Consider the following 17,679-nt stretch of genomic DNA (forward strand, 5'->3'; position numbering starts at 1 on the left):
ATTAACATAATGGTAGTTTGCACCCCAGGGGTGTATTAAGGTTGCTTCTGCTTCTACTGCACACAACTAACTTCAAAATCACAAGCTAAAATTGAAATTTATTTCACTATTTAAACTTTGTACTTTTCACCCTTTCTAGGATCTGACCAGTCACAAGCATAACCCTTGGTTGATTTTACAAATTGGTTCCAAGGTACAGGTTCAACTGGTGCAGGAGTTGCATAAACAATATTGAACAAACCATCATCTCTGACTTCACCAATCCGAACAATTTTAGATAGATGATGGTTAGAATTCATTGTCACTTTGCCTTCAGGTGCATCAAAACTTTGACCGTAAGCCGCATTACGCACTTTCGCCAAGTCAGTAGTACCAGCTTTTTCTACTGCTTGCTTCCATAAATAAACTCCTACATATGCAGCTTCCATCGGATCGTTTGTTACTCGATTTCCACCATATTCTTTCTTGAAAGCTTCAACAAACTTCTTATTAGCAGGAGTATCTACAGTCTGGAAGTAATTCCACGCTGCATATTGACCTTTAAGATACTGCACACCAATTGCTTTTACTTCTTCTTCAGCAATACTTACAGACATGGTGGGGTATTTATCTGGAGTCAATCCTGCCCCTTTTAACTGCTTGAAGAAAGCAACGTTGCTATCACCGTTCAAAGTATTGAAAATTACGCCACCATTGGGCAATCTTTGCTTAATTTTGGTGATAATAGGCGTAACTTCTGTATTACCTAGAGGTAGATAATCCTCTCCGACTGTTTTGCCGCCCACCGCTTCCAACTGAGCTTTAATAATTTCGTTGGCAGTTCTTGGAAAAACATAATCAGAACCAATTAAGAAAAATTCTTTGCCTTTATTTTTCAGCAACCAATCTACAGCAGGTTCGATTTGTTGATTGGGGGCAGCACCAGTATAGAAAATATTGTTAGAACACTCTTGACCCTCATACTGTACAGGATACCAGAGCATATGGTCTTTGCTCTCAAACACTGGCTTGACATTCTTGCGACTAGCAGAAGTCCAACAGCCAAATACTACAGCAACTTTATCTTGATCAATTAACTTAGTGGCTTTTTCTCTAAAAGTATCCCAGTTAGAAGCACCATCTTCGACAATCGCTTCAATCTGTTTACCTAATACACCACCACCAGCATTTATTTCTTTTATTGCTAATCTTTCTGCATCGACAACGCTTTTTTCGCTAATTGCCATTGTGCCGCTCAGGGAATGTAGAATCCCCACTTTGATAGTGTTACCACTACCAGTTGCAGCTGCCGGTGTAGCAGCAGGAACTTCTCCAGAGTTTGGAGTTTCTGATGTGGTTGAGGAATTATTAGCACAAGCTTTTAGTAACAAACTAGTACCAAAAGTAGCACCACCGTAGACCAAAAATTTCCGTCTGTTAAATCTTCTTGTCATACAATTGCGTCGCTTCCATGAAGTAATTTTAGCCAGAGTTATTAAGCTTACTTCATTGAGTAAACTTTTACTAAAAATGTTATGTACGTTTGATATTAGTTTGATACTTTTTCAGCATAAAGTAACTAGATATACCGTTTTTTTCAAATTTCTGTAAATTTTTTATTCATAAATATTTGTAAATAAATTGAGATAATGCACATATTTGTGTATGAAAATGTTTGCTGAGATACTATTTTTCATAGTTTAATTTTGTTTAATTTTTTGAAATTAGGGTGATGGCAAAAGTTGTAATTATGAAGTGCAAATAAGCGTATACTTATTACTACCTTTGGTAATAAAACTTCACTTTATACTCGCATTTGTGTTGACAAAATTTCAGCCAGTTACTAACTGCTTTTTAAAAGATAGTAGACACATATCCCCGACTTCTTTTGAGAAATCGGGGATCTAATTTTCTAGGGATGCGCTTTGAGAACAGAAGTGCAGAATTTTGCGGCATGAAAAGTTGGACACTTACGCTCAATCAGCACTTTTTAGAGGAACTACCTCAATGGGCGCTCAAAGCTCCCAAGATTACTTTATCCTAGACACCAAGGACAGAGCCGCACAATTGACTAATAATTTCATCTTCTTGCCCCGATACCCAATTAGCAAAGCGCTGTGCTAAAGGAGGCACAATTACCAGGGGGTTGCTGAATCCAGAAAATATATAAATACTTTGGCATCCAGGAATAGCACCAATGACGGGGAGGTGATTACTACTAAATGCAACTAAGCAATGATGCCAAGTACCTGGTAAATTGGCTAATGCTGGCAAAATTTTCTCAATGCTTTGCCTTAGCCATCTTTCACTTACTCTTGAGTCTACTTTGGCGCTGGGATCTGTAATGATGCGGCTAATTTGTCCCAAGCGCAAGCTCCCATCTAGAAACTGAATTGCACCCGCATCTAAAATCGGCGCTACTGGTTCCTGCTCTTGTTCTTCCCATACTTCATCCATTTTGCTAGATTCAGCTTCTAATTGAAAACGTTGGAGATTAGCTGGCATGACTAGAGTACGCAAATTAATTTCAACAGGTGGTGTTTCAATCATCTCTGCGTGAGTAAAATACAATGGAATTGAAATACCAGATGCTTTGAGTAAATTTCGGCTCAATCCACCAGCGCAGACAACAACGTTAGTACTGTGATAGGTGGTAGTAGTAGTTTGAACACCCGTCAATGCTTTTTGGGTAATAAAATTTTGTACCTGCGTAAATTCCATTTCACCCCCAGCAATGAGAAAAGCTTGAATGTAAAACTGTGCTGTTTTTTGAGGGTTAATATGACCGTGTTTGACTGTTAAAGCGCCACCGATCGCCTCCCTATTCAATAACGGTTCCATCTCAAAGGCTTCGTCAACGCTAAGTAATTTGGGAGGAGTGGCAAAATGAGCGTAAGACGCAGCAGCAGTTTTTGGATCGGTGTCTATGGGAATGGTTAATAATAAATCCAATTCGCGGAACTCGATATTTGCATCTAATTCTTGTGACAGAATACGATAACGTGCTATTCCCTCATCGCACAGTTGGCGAGTCACAGGAGTATTACCAGACCAAAAAGCTAAACCACCATAACTATAACGAGTAGCGTTTTGAAAATGAGCGTCTTGCTCTAACAAAAGTACTGAAAAGCCTTTTTTCACTAGTTCATAGGCAAGAGCAGCACCTGTAAAGCCAGCGCCAACAACGATCCAATCGTAAGTTTTCATTTAGGATTTTACGTATAAACGTCTCAAAATATATTTTCTCTTTGGATGACTTTTCCGAAACTCCAAATCAGCAATTAATTTCGCATTCCTAATATTATTGCTTAGTGTCCAGACTTTTAATTTTGCTACTCATTTTCTACTCAAAACGGTAGCCTTAAAGTGGTAGTTTGTTAGCTCCCACAAAACTTTATGCTGCCTAAACCCAAGAAAAGATGGACACCTGCAAACTGGGCAAGCTGGAAGCCTTTTGGAATAGGGGAACAGTATCCCAATAACTACTGGGAAGTATTTCGCGCTATTTGGCTTTCACGCGATCGCCTACCTTATGCCTGGAATATCCTCAATCAGGGAGTTTGCGACGGTTGTGCTTTAGGTACAACCGGGATGCAAGATTGGACTTTAGATGGAATTCATCTGTGCAATGTTCGGTTGCGGCTGTTGCGGATGAATACGATGCCAGCTTTTAATCCCCAACTGCTAGAAGATATTGGGCAATTACGCAACCAAAAAAGCGCTCAGTTGCGAGAGTTAGGGCGTCTTCCTTACCCAATGATTTGCCGACGAGGAGAAAAAGGTTTTCGGCGAGTAAGTTGGGATGAAGCTTTAAATGTCATAGCCTCGCGTATCCGTGCCACTACACCAAAACGTCTTAGTTTTTACATAACCAGTCGCGGCACTGTCAACGAAACTTACTACGCTACCCAAAAAGCTGTGCGGGCGATGGGTACTAACAATATTGATAATGCCGCCCGTATTTGCCATTCTCCCAGTACAGCTGGACTTAAAGCAGCTCTTGGTGTGGGCGCTACAACCTGTTCTTATCAAGACTGGATCGGCACTGATTTATTAGTCTTCATTGGCTCAAATGTCGCCAACAATCAACCCGTCACTGTCAAATATCTCCACTACGCCAAAAAAGCAGGTACAAAGATTGTAGTTATTAACACTTATCGCGAGCCAGGAATGGAGCGCTATTGGGTGCCTTCAATTCCTGAAAGTGCTTTATTTGGCACCAAGTTTGCCGAAGACTTCTTCCTTGTCAGTATGGGTGGTGACATCGCCTTTTTAAATGGCACAATCAAGCACATGATTGCCAATGGCTGGGTAGACGAATCGTTTATTGCTCGCCACACCACTGGTTTTGCAGAACTAAAAGCCAGGCTAGAAATTCAATCTTGGGAAGAGTTAGAGCAGCTTTCGGGAAGTAAGCGCGAGGAAATGTACGCCTTTGCCAAAATAGTTGGACAAGCTCAAAAAGCCGTGTTTGTCTGGAGTATGGGCATTACTCAACACGAATGTGGTGAAGATAATGTTCGCGCCATTATCAACTTAGCTCTCACCAAAGGTTTTGTCGGGCGAGAAGGATGCGGTTTGATGCCAATTCGCGGACATTCTGGGGTACAGGGTGGCGCGGAGATGGGATGTTACGCAACAGTGCTTCCCGGTGGCAAGCCCATTACCCCGGAAAATGCTGCCCAATTGAGCCAATTGTGGGGATTTGAGGTGCCTGCAAGTAAAGGTTTAATTGCTCCAGAAATGATTGATGCTGCGTACAACAGGCAGTTAGATGTATTGTTTTTAGTCGGGGGCAATTTCTTGGAAGTACTGCCAGAACCAGACTACGTGGAAACAGCCCTTGAGCGCGTACCTTTGCGAGTACATATAGATATTGTCCTTTCCAGCCAAATGTTAGTAGAACCAAGTGATACAGTCGTGCTGTTGCCCGCCACAACTCGCTACGAAATTCCCGGTGGAGTTACAGAGACTAGTACCGAACGCCGAGTAATTTTTAGTCCAGAAATTCCCGGTTCCAGAATTAGTGAGGCACGCCCGGAATGGGAAGTGTTTATGGAAATAGCAAGGCGCGTTGTAGAGACACGGCATGCCGCGTCTCTATATTTTGAGAATACAGCTGCCATCCGTCAAGAAATTGCCCAAATAGTTCCTCAATATGCAGGTATTCAACACTTGCAGTCAGCAGGCGATCAATTTCAGTATGGGGGTTCCCATCTCTGCTTTGGCTGGCAATTCCCCACACCCGATGGAAAAGCACATTTTGCCGTATTGTCTCCACCGCAAATTGAACTACCAGCAGGCTGTTTTTTAGTGGCAACACGTCGGGGTAAGCAGTTTAACAGCATGGTGCAAGAACGCAAGGATGCGATTACCGGAGCCATGCGTGAAGCAGTGTTAATGAATGCTTCTGATGCCGCCAAGCTGGGATTAAAAAATGGGGATGCAGTCATTCTCAAGAATGAGTTGGGAGAGTATCGAGGACAAGTTTACATTGCACCGATCCAGCCTGGTAACTTGCAGATTCACTGGCCTGAAGGTAACGTGTTGCTAGATAAAAGCAAGCGATCGCGTGAAGGTGTGCCAGATTACAATGCGGTGGTGCGATTGGAAAAAGTTTCAGAGGAAATAGACTTGTCCTGAAAATCGAAGAAATAATAGCTTAATCTTCTATGGCTCGCATTAACCTACTGGACACTCGTACAACTAGCTTCGGTGACTTGATCGGTAATGGAAAAATCTATAGGGTACCACCTTTCCAACGTGATTATTCCTGGACGGAAGAGAATTGGGAGGATCTCTGGCAAGATATTTTAATACTGCATAATCACATTAGTGTTAGCCATTATATGGAAGCAATTGTTCTACAAAGCTCCAGCACTACTGATAAAGAGTTTACAATCATTGACGGCCAGCAGCGATTGGCTACTCTCAGCATCATTGCCGTTGCTGTAATTGAAAAAATCCACCAATTCGTAGAGCAAAAGGTTGAACCCGAAGCAAACAAAGAGCGACAAGAAATACTAAAGCGTACTTATTTAGGGGATAGAGATCCACGTTCTCTTCGTTATTCTAGTAAACTTATTCTAAATGAAAATAACAATAATTTTTATCAAAGTAATTTAGTCAATCTTAGAAAACCATTAAACATTCGTTCTCTATCGAAATCAAATCAACTACTTTGGCAAGCTTTTGAATACTTCTCCAGACAATTAGAAGAACTACCTGAAGTTATTCAAGATGGCGAAAAGCTTGCTACATTTCTAATAGATACTGTTGCTCAAAGGTTACTTTTCATCCAAATTACTGTTGAAGACGAACTCAATGCTTATACTGTCTTCGAGACATTAAATGCTAGAGGCTTAGAGCTAACTTCCACCGATCTATTGAAGAATTATCTATTTTCGCTTTTTCAAGGGCCAGACTATTTACAGGAAGCACAACGTCAATGGAGACGCATTATCAATACAGTTCAAATGGAGAAGTTCCCCGAATTTCTTCGCTATTATCTTAACCTCAAGCATCCGAGAGTGCGACGAGAGCGCTTATTTAAAATAGTTCGAGAATCTGTTAAAGATACTATACAAGCTTTTGACTTACTTGACCAACTTGAAAATTTTAGTGGTCTATTTGTAGCGCTTGGTAATCCAAATGATGAATTCTGGCGTGATACCCCACAGAATCAACCATATATTAGAGAGTTAAATCTCTTTCGAGTCAAGCAGGTTTATCCAACTCTATTTGCTGCTTATCAGAAATTTTTTACTGAAGATTTTACTCGCTTGCTCAAACTTTTAGTCACGATTTCTTTCCGCTATATTATTATTAGCAGCTTAAATCCTAATGAACTAGAGTCATTCTACAATGAAGTTGCAACCGATATTGCAAATGAAAACATAACTAATCCAAGACAGGTTTTTAATAAGCTTAGACCAGTCTATGTCAAAGATGAAAAATTTCAACAGGACTTTTCCCTACTCTCAATCGCTACAAAAGGTCAAAAGCGTAAACTGATTAGGTACATCCTTTGTAAATTAGAAGCAGATGCTGGTGGCAAACAAATTGATGAAGATAGTTTCTCCATAGAGCATATCTTGCCTGAAGCACCAACAAATGACTGGCGGCAAATCTTTACTGATGCTCAAATAGAGGAAATGGTTTATCGCCTCGGCAATTTAACACTTCTGGAACCCTCTTTCAATCGGGACATTGGACAAAAGAACTATCAGACTAAAAAAGAAATATATCAGCAGTGTGTTTATACTCTCACAAGAAGAATTACGGCTGAAGAGTGGACGCCGGATGCGATCGCTACACGTCATAGATATCTGGCACAACGTGCCGTTCACATTTGGAAATCAGATTTCCTTTAACCATGAACAAACCTGTAGGCAGTAAAACTCAAACTAAGATTTGGGTATTGGAAAATGGCAAAATGCGATCGCGCCGAGACTATCTCACCACAGAAGAACCGTTAGAAATTCGCCTTGTATCTCCACGTCGTACCTTAGCTGTGACGATGCGAACTCCAGGAGCAGATTTTGAACTTGCTGCTGGTTTCCTCTATACAGAAGGTGTAATTAGCTCTCGGCAAGATATTCAACGTTTGAGCTACTGCGTAGATCCGGAAATAGATGGCGAGCAACTATATAACATTGTCAATGTAGAACTCCAAGCAGATTTAGAACTAGACTTACAGCCTTTGGAACGTCATTTTTACACTACGAGTGCCTGTGGGGTTTGTGGTAAGGCAAGCTTAGAGACTTTGCGTATACGGGGTTGTGCGCTTATTCCCCCAGAACCAAAGGTGACGCCAGAAATTATCTACAGCCTACCCGATAAACTGCGGGCGGCTCAAGGTGTATTTAATGCCACAGGAGGTTTGCACGCTGCGGCTCTGTTTGACTCCCAAGGAGGATTGTTGATGCTGCGGGAGGATGTTGGACGTCATAACGCCCTTGATAAACTAATAGGTACGGCGCTGTTGTCTGAGCAATTACCGTTGAGCGATCGCATTGTCATGGTGAGCGGACGTTCTAGTTTTGAAATTGTCCAAAAGTGTGCGGTTGCTGGAGTGCCAATTGTGTGCGCTGTTTCTGCTCCCAGTAGTTTAGCGGTGTCTGTAGCTGAAGAATTCGGAATTACCTTAATAGGATTTTTGCGGGGAGAAAGATTTAATGTGTACTCTGGATTAGAGAGAATCATTCAACCATAACAAAATTCAGGATACAAATTTTTTCTTAGACAAGTAAATTGAATTAGGTAGACAAAATTAAACATAAAATGCTGATTTCCAAAAACTAGATAGGAGAACTGATATATTGTACCTAACCAATTTCCGCCAGAGAATAAATTATCTGTCTGAGAGCATAAGTCCGTTAAAACGGACTCAAATATTTTTGTAGTCAGATTTATCTGACTTTAGCTATTAGCCAAGAAATTTATTTCTTGGCGCTTCGATCCTGATGGTATTTTGCTAGAGTTTGCAGCAAATTGGCGTGAGTTAGGCGATCCAAAGCGGGATCTACAACACCAACCCATCTCAACAGCCCTTTAGTAGGTAACAGGTTACAGGGAACAGAAGAGACAGGGGAGCAAAGGAGATAGTTCTTCCCCCTGCACCTTGCTTGCCCCTTCCCCTTTGCTTCTTTTCTTTCCCCTATCCCCTATATATGCTTTTCCAATGCACCGACGCAATCGTCACTCTGGCATCGATTAATATTGAAACCTTAGTGGTGTTCTATACAAAATTGCTGGGTTTTGAGCCAGTAACTCTGATTTCCAATGTCTATGCTGAATTTCAACTTCCTGGTTTAAAACTAGGAATTTTTAAACCGAAACAAACCAACTCTTCTGAATTTGAGAACTCAGTTAGAAGTAAGATGAGTTTATGTTTAGAGGTGAGTGACTTGGAAAATGCGATCGCTCACCTAAATTTATTAGGATATCCCCCACCAGGAGAAATTATCGTCGCTTCCCACGGCAAGGAAATTTATGCTTACGATCCCGATGGTAATCGTTTGATTCTACATCAATCTAAGAATTGAAATGGGTATAAATCAAAACTATAAACTAAATCTCATACAGTGGTATCCTGGCCATATTGCTAAAGCTGAAAAGAACCTCAAAGAACAGCTCAAATCAGTAGATGTGGTACTAGAAGTCAGAGATGCCCGCATTCCCCTATCTACACGTCATCCCCAAGTACCTGAGTGGGTGGGGAGTAAAGCACGGGTGTTGGTGTTAAATCGCTTAGATATGGTTTCTGTGCAAGTACGGCAGTTGTGGATTAACTGGTTTAAAAGCCAAGCTGAAGAGCCTTATTTTACTAATGCCCAACAAGGGCAAGGAGTAGCGGCTGTGTCAAAGGCGGCACAAGCTGCCGGAGTGGCGGTTAATCAACGGCGGAAAAGTCGCGGAATGTTACCACGCCCTGTTCGCGCTGTGGTAATTGGTTTTCCCAATGTCGGTAAGTCAGCTTTAATTAACCGTTTGGTAGGGCGACGAGTAGTGGAAAGTGCCGCTCGCCCTGGGGTGACTCGCCAATTGCGTTGGGTGCGCATTTCCCAGGATTTGGAATTGCTTGATGCTCCTGGTGTAATTCCTGCCAAATTAGAAGAGCAAGAAGCAGCATTGAAATTAGCTATATGTGACGATATTGGCGAAGCAGCTTATGACAAACAACTGGTAGCAGCAGCATTTGTAGATATACTGAATCATCTGTATGCTACAGCAGGCAATGTTTTACCAGATTGCCCTTTGCGATCGCGCTACGAACTTGACTCTACATCCTATACAGGTGAGTCATACTTACACGCCCTAGCAGAACTTCGCAACCAAGGTGATGTCGAACGAACTGCAAGCCAACTATTAACAGATTTTCGTAAAGGATTGTTAGGCACAATTCCCTTAGAATTACCACCACAGTGAACCACTAGATTTAGTTAGAGCCTGATTTAATCACGCAATCTCAGGCTACTTTTTTCACTAACACTGCGGCTCTGATTCTCAAAATCAAAACTGTAACTGCCATAAACAATATACCGATTAAGATATTTCTCAAGCTAACGTCCTTGCCGTTATCACTTACTAAACTAGCTTCCAGCATCACAGAGGGTAATAAAATACCAAATACAATCAACCAGCGATGAATAATTTGCCTTTTTTTGACGAAAAGAGTGAGGAGCGTTAAATAAATTCCTAAAGGTATAAAGGTTAGTAAATAAAAAAATAATCGATACTGTATCGGCATCAATTGCAGAAAATTGAGTGAATAAGAATTTTCTAAGTTATCCACATATACTTGGAGATTAGCTTGAGAGTAAGTGATAAGGATGTGATGTGGCTTATTATCTGCAAAAACACCAGGAATATTCATTTGTATATCACTTCCATTGGTTCCACTAGCTGGTGTTCTAACTCTTATATTTAAAGTTGTTCCTTCCTGCCCTAAGGTAAAATTACGATTCACAGGATTGTCAGAAATTGAGACAATGCGAGCAGGCCCAGTTTGATTTAGATTAGAAGTAGCTATAGTAGTACTGATTGTAAATTCAGAAGTTTTAGATATTCTTTTATTCAACTGGTAAACAGGAGTTGCTGTTTTCAACCAATTATTAGAACTTACAAAAACTCCCTTCCCTTCCTGAGCTTCTGAAGGTTGACCACGCCAAACCAACTTAGGCATATTTCCACTTTGGTCTTTATAATTAGAATAATTAGATGTATCATCTAACTTGTAATACGCCAGGAGAGAATCTTTGATATCGTTAAAATAATTTTTATCAGTTAATACCCGACTAACCTCAACTGTATCAATAGCTCGGTCAGCAATAATAACTTCGGATACATAACCTTTCCAAGCTCTATTTTCTGTTAGCTCATTTCCAATTATTAGTGGATAAGTTGGATTCCAATTACTTAAATAAGTTGTACTTTGCCAGAAGGATATAGTAAGGAAAGTTAGTATTATATAGCCAATTAAAAATACTGGTACTTTTTTAAAAGTTTGATGACTTGTACTGTTCTCAATTCGTATTAATCTATATGCAAATCTTCGAGAAATTAACCAATTAAAAAATAGCCAACCAGCAAAACCACCGATAGTATTATGAATAATATCATCAGGAGTAGATGTTCTAAGCGGTAAAAAAGCTTGCAGTACCTCAACAGTCGTTGATAATCCTGTACTCAAAAATATAACTGTTAAAATTTCAACTATTAATTGTATCCTTCTTTTTTGCAATAAACTAGTGCAAAAGAACCCTAAAGGCATAAACAATAAAACATTTTCTACCTTGTCTTTTAAAGGACTGTGGTTATGAAAACTATAAGTTAAATATTTGATAGAAAAATTTTCTGGAAATGTAAAATCAAATGGATACAGCGTAGCTACCAATATTACTAATATACTAAGAGCAAAAAATATAGAATTCCTTTGCAAGAGTGAATTATTATTTATTTGAGAAATCCATTTTCTTGTCATAAGAGCTACTTGCTTTTTACCTTAAAATTTCTATTATTGATGACAACTTAAGTTACGGTATTAAATGTTACTAATGGCTAACTAAGAAAAATACACGCATTTTCTAAGTATTTTTCATTGGGAGATGATTAGGGTATAGAAAATGTAAATAATTCGTAAAGCTCTTGTAAAGAAAGTAAACAAATACTTTGATAACTAAATTGTTTTAGTAGTTTGTAATACATAAGTTTTAATATATTTTCGTATATATACTTATGCTTTTCACGCTGAGTTACTAAATTTTTGCAAGAGAAATCTTTAATTAGCACGACAACAGAACTCTATATCCAAATCCAACCACAGACGGAGCTTTGTGCTCCGGCAATTCTGACAGCACTTAACTTTTACCCAAAAAATATCTGTGTCTAATTTAACTTATACGGAGATTCATTAGGCGATCGCTCTACCCATCTCAAATATGAAATATGAGAGATCCCCTCACTACCATTACTTAGATATTTTTGAAAATTTTTTACTCTGTCAGTTAAGTAAGCTGTTAAAATATGTAGTTACTAGATGGTTAATAGACTGTTAAAAATGTTATCTAACGCTAAAGTTGTTGCAAGTCTGAAATTTACGCTGGTTGTTTGGGGTAAATTGAGCGATCGCTTCAGTAAAATCAAGTCTGATATTTATAACTGAGAGTTGTCGTAATGACTTGCACAGTGCCATAAAGAATAAGGGTCAAATCTTGGCATATCCTTATGTGTCATATATGCTTGCTTCTCCAGCTTCCAGGATGGATCGATCACAACCATGACTGAACTCAAACTGCGTATACAAGAGGGAAAGACAGAAAGAACGGTAACAGTTAACCAAAATGTTTTTACTATAGGTCGGTTGCCAGAATGTGATTTATACTTACCTTTCGGAGGAGTGTCCCGTTGGCATGCTCGTTTGGTAAAAACTGTTGCCGGGGAATGGATGATTGAGGATATGGGCAGTAAAAACGGCACGCAATTAAATGATCGCCTGGTGACTACTCCGCAACAGGTTCGTAACGGAGACATGATTTGGTTGGGAGATGTGAATGTTTTGGTGTTGTTAGGAGAGCCTGCGGCAACGGTGATGCCCAAGCAAGTTGACACAGGAGAACATAGAACTATTCTTCGTAATGTTAAACAATTACAAGAGCAATGGATACAGGCTGACAGCCATAATGGTGATATCAGCAACAAAGACAAAAGTATCGCTCGCCTCAAAGATTTAGTAGATATAGCAAAGAATCTCTGTGCTGCTGCATCCATAGAAGAAATTTTCTCCCAAGTGCAAGAAGTAGTCTTTCGTTACTTAACCAGTATTGATCGCCTAGCATTGTTAATTGATGTCAGTGGTGGCGACAAACTAGAATTGCTCAATTCTGCCACTAGAAATACTACTCAGCATGAATATCTACCGAATGATGGCAGTTGGATTAGTCGTAGTATCTGTCAAAAGGTATTCGAGGAAAAAGTTGCCATTCAAATTGCTGATGCCTTGTATGATGAACGTTTTGCCGGAGAACAAAGTATTTTGGTAAAAGGCATTCGTAGTGCAATGGCAGTGCCTTTGTGGGATGAAAATAAAGTGGTTGGCGTACTCTATGCCGATGCCCATCTTTCTTCTTATCATTGGGCTAAAGAAGGCGAAGAAGAACTCAGCTTTTTCTCAGCTTTGGCAAATATTGTGGCTTCTAGTGTTCAACGTTGGCTCTTGGCAGAAAAACTTAGAAGCGAAGAAGTAATTCGCCATCGATTAGAGCGCTACCACTCTCCAGCAGTCGTACAGCAGCTGATAGCTGTGGGAGCATTACCTGATGGGCGCTTGCCTCCACGCGAAAGTGAAATTAGTATTTTATTTGCCGATATTGTTGGTTTTACTGCTATCTCCGAACGTTTCAGCGCTACTCAAATTGCCGAATTACTAAATAATTTATTTGAGGAGATGCTGCAAGAGGTATTTGCCTACGGTGGCACTCTAGATAAATATATTGGCGATTGCATTATGACATTCTTTGGCGCTCCCGAACCGCAACCGGATCACGCTGATCGCGCTGTTGCCGTCGCTATGCGTATGCTTACTCGTCTTGAATATCTCAATGCCAGCAACTTTTGGCAAGAACCCTTACAGTTGAGAATCGCAATTAATAGCGGCAAGGCTGTTGTTGGAGATGTCGGTTGTTCGCAAAGGGTAGACTATACTGCCTTAGGTGCAACAATTAATCTAGCAGCTCGCATGGAAGCGGTTTGCCCTCCCGGAGAGTGTGTTGTAAGTGAAGCCACCTACAAAATGCTTTCTCAACCTTCATACTTCCAGGAGATGGGAGATTATAGTTTTAAAGGTATAAATAGATTAGTTAAGGTTTATCAGACTAAGTTGCATTCATAGTTAATAGTCATTAGTCCTCTGTCCTTTACTAATGACCAATGACTATTGACAAATGACTAATCAATATATTTACTTACTTATTTGTATCTTTGATTGCATTTATTTTGCGAAAGATTAACAACTGAAAAATAAGCCTGTTCTGAAAGTCTAGAATTGGGTGGTAGCTTACTCCTGGAATGTGTTATCACCATTAAGCTACCGCAAGCTATCTTTATAACGGGAGGATAGGCAATGGGTATCGCCACTACTAATCCCGCTACAGGGGAGTTGCTCAAAACCTTTGAGCCGCACAAAGACCAAGAAATAGCAACTAAACTCGATTTAGCACAACAGGCTTTTGAGCATTACCGCAAAACCAGTTTTCAACAAAAATCGGGCTGGATGCAAAAAGCTGCTGAAATTTTGGAGCAACAAAAGGCAGACTTTGCCAAAATCATGACGCTGGAAATGGGCAAGACTTACAATAGCGCGATCGCTGAAGTCGAAAAGTGTGCCTGGGTTTGTCGTTACTACGCTGAACACGCTGCCCAATTTCTTGCTGATGTCTATGTAGAAACCGATGCTAGTAAAAGCTTTATTAAGTACCAGCCACTAGGTGTGATTCTCGCGATTATGCCTTGGAATTTTCCCTTCTGGCAAGTATTCCGCTTTGTTGCACCCGCATTAATGGCAGGAAATGTTGGTTTGCTCAAACACGCCTCCAATGTGCCGCAGTGTGCCTTGGCAATAGAGGAAATTATCCAAGGTGCTGGTTTTCCCCAAGGCGTATTTCAAACTTTATTAATAGGTGCTGATAAAATTGCTGATTTAATTACTGATGAGCGCATTAAAGCTGCTACTTTAACCGGCAGCGAACTAGCAGGCGCAAGTTTAGCAGCAGCAGCAGGAAAACAAATTAAGAAAACAGTTCTAGAATTGGGAGGCAGCGATCCATTTATCGTGTTAGAAAGTGCTGACTTAGAAGCAGCAGTTGCCACAGCCACTACAGCGCGAATGCTCAATAACGGGCAATCTTGTATTGCAGCGAAACGTTTTATTGTCCAAGAAGCGATCGCAGATAAATTTGAAAAACTACTGCTAGAAAAATACCAAGCGCTGAAAATTGGCGATCCTATGCAACCAGACACCGATATCGGGCCACTGGCAACACCTAGCATTCTCCATGATTTAGACCAACAAGTACAAACCTGTGTCAAATCCGGAGCAAAAATTCTCATCGGTGGAGAAGCTTTAGCAGATCATCCCGGTAACTTCTATCCACCAACAATAGTTACTGAGCTTTCTCCCGACAGCGCGATCGCCCAAGAAGAATTTTTTGGCCCAGTGGCGTTGTTATTCCGTATACCCAACCTTGATGAGGCTATTAAACTAGCAAATGCCACACCCTTTGGCTTAGGTGCAAGCGCTTGGACTACCAACTCCCAAGAACAACAGCGTTTAATAGACGAAATCGAAGCAGGTGCCGTATTTATCAACGGCATGGTTAAATCCGATCCACGCATTTCCTTTGGCGGCATTAAGCGTTCTGGGTATGGCAGGGAATTGGGTATCCACGGTATCCATGAATTCGTCAATATTAAAACGGTGTGGGTTAAGTAATGGGGTATTGGGGACTGGTGATTGGGGATTGGGAAGAAGAAAGACGCGGGGACAAAAAGACACGGGGACGCAAAGAAAGATTTTCTCCTTGCCTTCCCCTTCCCTGCTTACTTCCTAGTCCCTAGTCCCCAGCCCCTAGTCCCTAGTTGTCGCTACTGAGGAATTTATTAAATGAATACAGCAGAATTATTAGTACAATGTTTAGAAAATGAAGGGGTAGAATATGTTTTCGGACTCCCTGGCGAAGAGAACCTGCACGTTTTAGAAGCGCTTAAACACTCTTCGGTTCAATTTATTACCACCCGCCACGAACAAGGTGCGGCATTCATGGCGGATGTCTATGGACGCCTCACCGGGAAAGCAGGAGTTTGTCTTTCAACATTAGGGCCGGGAGCTACAAACTTGATGACAGGGGTAGCGGATGCTAACCTTGATCGTGCGCCATTAGTAGCAATTACTGGGCAAGTCGGAACAGATCGAATGCACATCGAATCCCATCAATATTTAGATTTGGTGGCAATGTTTGCCCCGGTAACAAAATGGAACAAACAAATTGTTAGGCCGAGTATTACACCCGAAGTTGTACGCAAAGCATTTAAGCTGGCACAAAGCGAAAAACCAGGCGCAGTTCACATTGACTTACCAGAAAATATTGCTGCCATGCTTGTAGAAGGCAAACCTTTACACAAGCACAATGTCGAAAAGACTTATGCCTCTTTTGCCAGTATTAGATCGGCTGCTGCAATAATTTCCCAAGCTGTTAACCCAATTATTTTAGTAGGAAATGGTGCGATTCGCGCTCAAGCTAGTGACGCTGTTACCCAATTTGCCACTCAGCTAAATATGCCGGTTGCCAATACTTTCATGGGCAAAGGTGTGATTCCCTATACTCATCCTTTAGCTTTATGGGCGGTAGGATTGCAGCAGCGCGACTTTATTACTTGTGGCTTTGATAATACCGATTTAGTAATTGCTATTGGCTATGATTTGATTGAATTTTCTCCAAAAAGATGGAATCCCGATGGCAAGATTCCGATTGTCCACATTGCTGCTACCCCAGCAGAAATTGATAGTAGTTATATTCCTAATGTAGAAGTAGTAGGAGATATTTCTGATTCTCTCTATGAAATTTTAAAGGTAGCAGATCGCCAAGGAAAATCAAATCCCTATGCCATCAGCCTACGGTCAAATATTCGCGGTGATTACGAACAATATTCAAATGATGGTGATTTTCCCATTAAGCCGCAAAAATTAATTTACGACTTGCGGCAAGTCATGGGCCCGGAAGATATCGTGATTTCTGATGTAGGCGCTCACAAAATGTGGATAGCCCGTCACTATCATTGTTATAGTCCCAATACTTGTATTATTTCTAATGGATTTGCAGCAATGGGTATTGCCATTCCCGGCGCGATCGCAGCCAAATTGGTTTATCCTGATCGCAAAGTTGTAGCTGCAACTGGCGATGGTGGCTTTATGATGAATTGCCAGGAATTAGAAACTGCTTTACGTGTTGGTACTGCCTTTGTCACCTTAATTTTTAATGATGGTGGGTATGGCTTAATCGAGTGGAAACAGGAAAATCAATTTGGTAAAGGTAACTCATCCTTCGTGCATTTTGGCAATCCCGATTTTGTCAAGTTTGCTGAAAGTATGGGTTTAAAGGGTTACCGCGTAGAAGCTGCTACCGATTTAGTTCCCATTCTTAAAGAAGCCCTCGCTCAAGATGTTCCAGCAGTCATCGATTGTCCTGTAGACTATCGAGAAAATATTCGTTTTACACAAAAAGCTGGTGAGTTGAATTGTGCATTGTAGGCAACAAATGATCTAAATTTAAGGGTGTAAGGAATCCACTACATCCATTCTAAAAAGACGGCGAGAAAACCCATTAATTCTACGAATGGGATTAATTCACTCGCCGTCTTATTCATTAGTCAATAGTCATTTACCCTTTGTTGCTAGTGCGTAGCCGCGTTATACCAATTCTCTAAAATTTTACTATACATCAATCTCCGCGTCTGGTTGTCTGGGCATCCCCCTTCGGGTGCTCTACCTTGAAGCCCTTCGGGTTCGTCAGTTCCTTTATGCCGGGAGACCCTTTCACCAGTCACCTGTGGAGGAGGACAGTCCGTTGCCCAGAGAAGCGCCGTGCGGGGGTTCCCCCCAACCCCACTCCGTGGGGGCCCCAAAGCCCCCTGTTGGGGCGACTT

General features: G+C 41.0%; 11 protein-coding genes. 8 read left to right on the forward strand and 3 right to left on the reverse strand.

Annotated elements, in window-relative coordinates; all coding sequences use genetic code 11:
- Positions 1-110 precede the first annotated feature (110 nt).
- The gene (gene urtA, locus QUB80_RS19075) at positions 111-1,433 is read right to left on the reverse strand and encodes an urea ABC transporter substrate-binding protein (RefSeq protein ID WP_289791091.1); all 1,323 of its coding nucleotides are present in this window, start codon (positions 1,431-1,433) and stop codon (positions 111-113) included.
- Between the two features lie 586 nt (positions 1,434-2,019).
- The gene (locus QUB80_RS19080; RefSeq protein WP_289791092.1) at positions 2,020-3,186 is read right to left on the reverse strand and encodes an NAD(P)/FAD-dependent oxidoreductase; all 1,167 of its coding nucleotides are present in this window, start codon (positions 3,184-3,186) and stop codon (positions 2,020-2,022) included.
- Positions 3,187-3,375: 189 nt separating this feature from the next.
- Between QUB80_RS19080 and QUB80_RS19085 the strand changes: the two genes are divergently transcribed.
- From QUB80_RS19085 to ylqF, 5 genes are all read left to right on the forward strand, one after another.
- Entirely contained in the window at positions 3,376-5,622 is a 2,247-nt protein-coding gene (locus QUB80_RS19085) for an FdhF/YdeP family oxidoreductase (RefSeq protein ID WP_289791093.1), read from the forward strand.
- A gap of 29 nt (positions 5,623-5,651) precedes the next feature.
- Entirely contained in the window at positions 5,652-7,352 is a 1,701-nt protein-coding gene (locus QUB80_RS19090; protein WP_289791094.1) for a DUF262 domain-containing protein, read from the forward strand.
- Between the two features lie 2 nt (positions 7,353-7,354).
- Complete coding sequence (gene fdhD / locus QUB80_RS19095) at positions 7,355-8,194, forward strand: formate dehydrogenase accessory sulfurtransferase FdhD (RefSeq protein WP_289791095.1); 840 nt, start codon at positions 7,355-7,357, stop codon at positions 8,192-8,194.
- A gap of 457 nt (positions 8,195-8,651) precedes the next feature.
- Positions 8,652-9,026: a VOC family protein gene (locus QUB80_RS19100; RefSeq protein WP_289791096.1), complete on the forward strand. Its 375-nt coding sequence runs from the start codon at positions 8,652-8,654 to the stop codon at positions 9,024-9,026.
- 1 nt (position 9,027) lies between these two features.
- Positions 9,028-9,909, forward strand: coding sequence for a ribosome biogenesis GTPase YlqF (ylqF, locus tag QUB80_RS19105; protein WP_289791097.1), 882 nt, complete (start codon positions 9,028-9,030; stop codon positions 9,907-9,909).
- 40 nt (positions 9,910-9,949) lie between these two features.
- Here the strand turns inward: ylqF and QUB80_RS19110 are convergent, their stop codons facing one another.
- On the reverse strand, positions 9,950-11,464 hold the full coding sequence (locus QUB80_RS19110) for a VanZ family protein (RefSeq protein ID WP_289791098.1): 1,515 nt from the start codon (positions 11,462-11,464) through the stop codon (positions 9,950-9,952).
- A 795-nt stretch (positions 11,465-12,259) separates the two neighbouring features.
- Between QUB80_RS19110 and QUB80_RS19115 the strand changes: the two genes are divergently transcribed.
- From QUB80_RS19115 to QUB80_RS19125, 3 genes are all read left to right on the forward strand, one after another.
- A complete protein-coding gene (locus tag QUB80_RS19115; RefSeq protein ID WP_289791099.1) occupies positions 12,260-13,870 on the forward strand; it encodes an adenylate/guanylate cyclase domain-containing protein in 1,611 nt (536 codons plus the stop codon).
- Positions 13,871-14,101: 231 nt separating this feature from the next.
- Positions 14,102-15,469, forward strand: coding sequence for an NAD-dependent succinate-semialdehyde dehydrogenase (locus tag QUB80_RS19120; protein ID WP_289791100.1), 1,368 nt, complete (start codon positions 14,102-14,104; stop codon positions 15,467-15,469).
- A gap of 171 nt (positions 15,470-15,640) precedes the next feature.
- A complete protein-coding gene (locus tag QUB80_RS19125; RefSeq protein ID WP_289791101.1) occupies positions 15,641-17,284 on the forward strand; it encodes an acetolactate synthase large subunit in 1,644 nt (547 codons plus the stop codon).
- The last annotated feature ends 395 nt before the right edge of the window (positions 17,285-17,679 follow it).

Source organism: Chlorogloeopsis sp. ULAP01, assembly GCF_030381805.1.
GTDB lineage: Bacteria > Cyanobacteriota > Cyanobacteriia > Cyanobacteriales > Nostocaceae > Chlorogloeopsis.